General features: G+C 38.5%; 6 protein-coding genes. 1 reads left to right on the top strand and 5 read right to left on the bottom strand.

The window, feature by feature from the left end; translation table 11 throughout:
* The 4 genes from AC1DRF_RS14890 to AC1DRF_RS14875 all read right to left on the bottom strand — a co-directional run.
* The coding region (locus AC1DRF_RS14890) for an ATP-binding cassette domain-containing protein (protein WP_477741032.1) at positions 1 to 414 on the bottom strand (414 nt) is incomplete at its 3' end.
* Complete coding sequence (locus AC1DRF_RS14885; RefSeq protein WP_230184646.1) at positions 411 to 1,553, bottom strand: ABC transporter permease; 1,143 nt, start codon at positions 1,551 to 1,553, stop codon at positions 411 to 413. The genes AC1DRF_RS14890 and AC1DRF_RS14885, both read right to left, overlap by 4 nt.
* Positions 1,550 to 2,773 (bottom strand): ABC transporter permease, encoded by a 1,224-nt coding sequence (locus tag AC1DRF_RS14880; protein WP_427075509.1) that lies wholly within the window; start codon positions 2,771 to 2,773, stop codon positions 1,550 to 1,552. The genes AC1DRF_RS14885 and AC1DRF_RS14880 overlap by 4 nt, the downstream gene beginning before the upstream one ends.
* A 14-nt stretch (positions 2,774 to 2,787) precedes the next feature.
* The gene (locus AC1DRF_RS14875) at positions 2,788 to 4,482 is read right to left on the bottom strand and encodes a hypothetical protein (RefSeq protein WP_477741031.1); all 1,695 of its coding nucleotides are present in this window, start codon (positions 4,480 to 4,482) and stop codon (positions 2,788 to 2,790) included.
* A 512-nt stretch (positions 4,483 to 4,994) separates the two neighbouring features.
* On the opposite strand from AC1DRF_RS14875, the gene AC1DRF_RS14870 reads away from it, so the two are divergent.
* On the top strand, positions 4,995 to 5,312 hold the full coding sequence (locus AC1DRF_RS14870) for an iron-sulfur cluster biosynthesis family protein (RefSeq protein ID WP_097824061.1): 318 nt from the start codon (positions 4,995 to 4,997) through the stop codon (positions 5,310 to 5,312).
* Between the two features lie 58 nt (positions 5,313 to 5,370).
* Here AC1DRF_RS14870 and AC1DRF_RS14865 read toward each other — a convergent pair whose 3' ends face one another.
* Positions 5,371 to 5,688, bottom strand: coding sequence for a hypothetical protein (locus tag AC1DRF_RS14865; protein ID WP_013082157.1), 318 nt, complete (start codon positions 5,686 to 5,688; stop codon positions 5,371 to 5,373).
* Positions 5,689 to 5,878 lie beyond the last annotated feature (190 nt).

Below are 5,878 nucleotides of genomic sequence, written 5' to 3'. Positions count from 1 at the left end.
CTTTCGCTTCATGCCTCCTGATAAATTTTTCACTTTTTCCTTCCATCTTCCTTCGAGCTGTACAGCTGAGCAAAGAGACTGAAGCTGTTCATTCGACAGAGAGCGTGAAGTCATTTTGCTCCACATTTTCATGTTTTCTTTTACACTAAGCTCTTCCCACAGCGCTATGTCCTGTGGAACGTAGCCAATGACTTCTCGAATTGCTTTTTGATTTTTCTTAAGCGATAAGCCTCCAATCGTGACATTCCCGCTTGAAGGAGCCGTAATGGTAGACAAAATAGACAGAAGCGTCGACTTACCAGCGCCGTTTGGTCCTAAAAGACCGATGACTTCTCCACTTTCTACGTTCAGGGTAACATTTGCTAACGACCGTTTTTTTCCGTATATTTTGCTAACATTGTTAATTTCAATCATTTCATGCTCCTCACATTCCACACTATTTTAAACGCGCACAAACATATACATGCAATGGAAACAGCTAGCTCTTTCCAAATGAACGTAAGCGGCAGTGCATGCTGATACAGAAGCAGATGCTGCGGAAGCCACTGACTTATTCTTTCAATCGTTGCAGAAAGCTCTCCTACCGAGAAAAAGCTCCCTCCTATTATACTGAGTCCTGTGACCATGACAACGCTGATCATATAATAAGATCCAACTCGCTGGCTTTCACTTGCAAGCCACGTGCTAAAAGCAACGCACACAATCACATAGATACACATATACAGCAGCACACCGTAAGACTCTACTCCATAAAGCCATTTAAATAGAGCAAAGCTTATGAGAGCTTGAAGCACGTATAGCACAGCATAAGCAGTGCTGACGCTTCGAATATAACCGTAAAGTCCTTTTTGCATCGTTTTCATTCGTTTGAAAAGGTGCCTCCGCTCTTTAATCATCCAATCTGATGTGAGGCAGCAAAGTAAAAGCGTAAAGAATCCCCATAGCGGCACGTATCCGGTCACTTGAGCGCTCCCTTGCTTCGTATGCTTCGTTCCTTGCGCCTCGTAATCAATTGTCATCAGCGGCTTTGGCTTCCACTGGTTATCGGTATAACGATACGCTTCTTTCCATAAATCCGGTCCTGCATGAATGTTATAAACTTTATATAAAAAACGCACTTCATTTGCCGCTTTAATATTTGTCGTTAACCTTGTCACTTCACTCGCCACGACTTCTCGAACCGCTTCTGTGGCAACGGAAGAAGGCAGCGTGAGCAAATCAATGACTCCTTGATAATTCCCCGCTTCTACTTCTTGTTGAAATCCGTTAGGAAACATAAAAATGCTGTCAATTTTATTTTTGGCCAGCTGCTTTCTCGCTTGTTCTTCGTTCAGAGAAAGAAACTGAATTTCTGTTGTTTTCTGTAGTCGATTGATCACTTGTTTAGACATTTGGCTGTGATCTTGATCGACAAGAGCAACGGGTATTTTTGAATCACTTTGTACTTTTGCTAAAAACGAGCTGCTAATAATCGTTCCTATTAAAGGTAAAAAGAAAATCATGATAACAAGCATAGGGCGCTTCAGCAGCTGCTTTATTTTTTCACTGATCATTTTCTCCACCGCCTTTGCAGCGTCATCACGTAGAAAACAGCAATAACAAAACTTCCCGCTGCCGTAATGAGAATAGGCTTAAGGTAAAGAAAAGCTTCGTTTGTGTTATATCCATCAAATTCATAAAATAACAGCTCCAAGACTCTGGTGTTGAGTGACCATTTTTGAAAACCACTCGCCCAGTCCGGTAAATAGACGACCGGCACAACATGTCCACTTAAAATCGCACTCAGCAAAATAAACAGCAAACCGGCTATTTGATAAGCTTTTTGTGATAAAAAAAGAACCTGAAGCAGTAAAAACAAACATAAAAAAGCAAACAAGCTTCCGCTTACCCCTAAAAAAAGCTCTCCGTACGTACCGGTTACAGGCAGTTTGAGTCCTTTAAGGAGACTTCCGAACAAAACGACAGAGGCCGGTAGCAAAAGAACATACAGAGCCGTCAGCTGTGCTAAATAAATGTGGACAAACGATACACCTCTTGTTTTCATTCGAGCCAGCACGGGAGAAGTCTGCGTTTCACTAGCAAGCAGCCATCCGCCGTAGCTCCAAATCATAAGCAGCAAAGCAGCAAAAGACAGGACATAATATTGCTTCATATCCTGCTGAAAGAAACTCGTTTCTATTTGTTCATCAAATAAACTTCCTCGATCTAACACGTGAAGCCCAAACGTCACCAAGCTCTTCTTAAACTCTGCGCGTCTATTTTCATCGGAAACATTTTCTTTTTCTAAAAAGGCATCAACCGTATTAATACCGCTTTGAGCAGCTGATGTGTAGTCGACTGCACTTTCCATCACATAGCGAAACAGCTGTGACTGAAGCGGCTTATTGCTATTCCCAATGACGTGTAAAGGCTGATTTTTCCCATGAGCAATATCGTGACTAAAACCTTTTGGCAGCGTCACAATGGCTGCCACTTTATTTTGCTGTAGCAGCTGTTTAGCTTTCTGTTCATTCGTGTAAAGAGGCTTCATGATCTTGCGAAGCTTACCTTCAGTCAGCTGTTCGATGACGTACTTCGTTTGTGCAGTGTCATCTTTATCCACAATTGCCACGGGGAACCGATTTACTCTCTCCTCACCTTGCATGGTCTGACTAATAATGATCCCTGCTCCAAGTAAAAACAGAGCAGGGATCATTATTAGCAGTATGAGAGATTTTATATTTTTCAATAGAGCTTTACATGTAAAAAGAGTCAAAGAGAAATATATCTTCATCTGCTTTGCACCTTTTAGTAACCAGCGGTTCCCATATTCATCATGAGACCTTGAACATTTTTAGCGAAATTTTCTTGAATCGACAGCATATCTTCAGGCGTTACATCTTTTACATTTGTTGCATTAGACGCATCAAGCTCTGGAATAGCTGCTGATTTTTTTAATTGAGAAGCAGAGTCAATTTTTAACGTAACGTTTGCCGGATCTGCTTTTGGTCCTATTTTTGTACGAATATCAAACGAATAATCTGCTTTTCCTTTTGAAGCACTTATTGCTTGATTCTGCTTTACTTCCCCGTTTACTACTAGATCTTCTTGATCACCTAAGTCTAAAGAGAAAGTACGGTCAGCCGTTTGTTTCGCATCGGTTTTACCATTGATTACCGAATCCATTTTAAACGTCATATTCGTGTCTTCATCTTTTGAATCTTTTGTTAACAAATGAATAGACATGTTTTCTTTTCGTTTTTCACTTTCCGTTGTTACGTTATTTTTCATATCAAACGTAAACGCATCATCGGTAGTGCTATCCGCTAAAACTGCTTTAAACTGCTTAGCTGTTTTGTTATCTTCATACGGAATATTTTTAGTTACTATGTTAAGTTTTCCTTTATCGTTAGAAGCATTTTTTACGCCCATGTTCATATCTCGAGCTACCACAACATCATCTTGAACGTACACAGTTGATTTAACACCGCCAGGGTAAGTCGTATCTTTTGCTTCTTTTTGGAAGTCTTGAAGACTTTCTTTTACTGATTTTTTCAATTCTTTTGGATCTGCCATATCTTTTAATTCTGGATTCGTTGCTGCCGAAGATTTAAACAGCTTAGATACGTGATTTGCATAGATGGTATGAAGCTTGTCATCTTTTGCTACCTTCGCAATAAGCTTATCCATAAATTGTTTTGTTTCTTTATCAGACATGTTAAGCGTCACGCTTGTTAACTGAAGCGTTTTGCCATTTGTTTTATAATCCACATTTTTTTCTTTGGTAAAATAATCGCTGTCTAGCTCCTCATAAATGAACGTTCCATACTCTTTTGCAATGTAGGTCTTTTCTTTTTCCGTTAACTTTAAGTCTTCTAAACTMACGTTGCTTGTGTTAATATCAAGCGTTTCAGGACCTGAATAAGAAGGATCGAACTTACGCGCTACCTGTCCATATTCGTCTAAGTTTAAATAGAAATATTCATTTGCTAGAATCGGGGCTTTAAAGCCTATTCTTTCTTTCGTTTGAAACCCTTCTAGGTCAAGCGCTTTTGAACCGCCGATATTAAGAGCCAGTGAACCGTATCCTTCACTTTTTTTCGGATCTTGTTCCGCTTTAATTTTAATTTCAGCTTTACTGATAAGATCTTGAATCATTTTAAAGCTTGGATCATAGGAAAGTGAATCCATGTTAAAGCCGCCTTTGATAGTAGCATTTGTAGTAGAAGGCTGCTTCATCGCTTTTTCCTGATAAGCCATCGTTTCACTGTACTTTGTTTCTAATTCATCAGCTGCTTTTTGATACGTATTTACTTCAGAAATTAAGTATAATTGCTTAGGAGATTTTTTAAATACCGTAGCAAATGTAATTGCTCCTCCAATAATCACAATTAAAGCTGCTAAAATGATAATCCATTTAGCCGGTGCTTTTTTGGGAGCGGGCGCTGTTTCTAGCGAAGCCGCTGTTTCGTCTGTTGTTCTGTTTTGATCTTTCTCACTCATCTACACCAGAACCTCCTATGTATTTTGTTAGTCACTTTGTACATGATAAGGAATGGTTTCCATAAATTCTACTACTTCGACAAAATAAGACAATAATTAGTCCGATAAACCGATGTCTTTCGGTGCAATATCGTGTGCAAAGTACTCTACTTAAGTACCCAATATATTGAAAATAAAACCAATTATTCAAAACTATCTCAATAACTATTAAAATGGGCAAATGACTTAACTTCTTATTTTATTACAATATATTCCTATTTTTAAGCATTTACACCTAAGAATTACGAATCGGCACTTTTCTATAGTCGATCTCTTTTTCCTTTAATCACATACAGGTGATATCTATGTACGCCTTTATGAAAAGATGATAAAAAAGCAGCGTTTTGTTCTGGTTCGAAAGGGAAATAATATAAGAAAGCTTTTTTCTTGCCGGTGATATAAAAATCGAGTAAAGTATTGCTAAATACATTTTACACAATTTAATTTGAGAATAGAAAAAGGAGGATATCATTATGAATATACGCGTCACTCCTTCTGCAAAAGAAGCGTTGCGGAACGTAGAACAAAATCAAATGATTCAGCTTTCTTTTGATCGAGGAAGCTGCGATATTGTTAATACAATTTATGAAATGAAGATCATCTCAAAGCGCAGCCTTCAACCCTATGAAAAAGTTGTAACGGTTGAAGACTTAGAATTTATTGTTGATGACGACATGGAAGAAGTGTACGACAATGAGCTGGTAATTGATCACGCAGCAGGTGCTTTTATCTTCAAAAATCACAACCAAATTTTTAATAACCGCGTAGGATTGCGCTATATCAATTCATAGAAAAAAGCAGGGAGCTAACTCCCTGCTTTTTTTCTTGCATATGTTAGGAAACTCGCTTCTATCGATTGACCTTTAAGCGCTCTTGGATAAATAACAACACGTTCACAAGGCTGTTTTCTTCATATACATTAACCTGCTGACGCTTAAATTCTCCTTGTTCATGGTAGTAAATAATATCTCCCGTCCCTTTGTCTTCATTCATATGTAAATGAAAACTAAGCGGCGTTGCCAAAATAGATCCGTCTTCATCTCGCTGAAGAATTTGACAAAGCGTTTGATTTCCTTGTTTTTCAGATAAAAAGTCATAGCCAAATTGACGTGCTAACTTTTCCACTTGTGCAGCAATAAGAGCTGTAATCTGTTGATTGTCTTTCATAAGCAGTATTTCTCCTTACTTCATCTCATTAGGGTTTTCTTCTTAGTATACTATACCTTAAACTTCTGGAGCTAACGACTTAACCTGTGCAAATCATGACCACATGTCCATCCGGATCTTTTATGGTAAAAACGAAAAATCTTCAAAAGAAGTAATCGGAGAATCAATCGTATAGTGCAGCCCTTTAACA

The organism is Priestia sp. P5_B4, from assembly GCF_056400385.1.
Note: the sequence above shows the minus strand (reverse complement) of the source record. Positions and strands in the feature narration are given on the sequence as shown.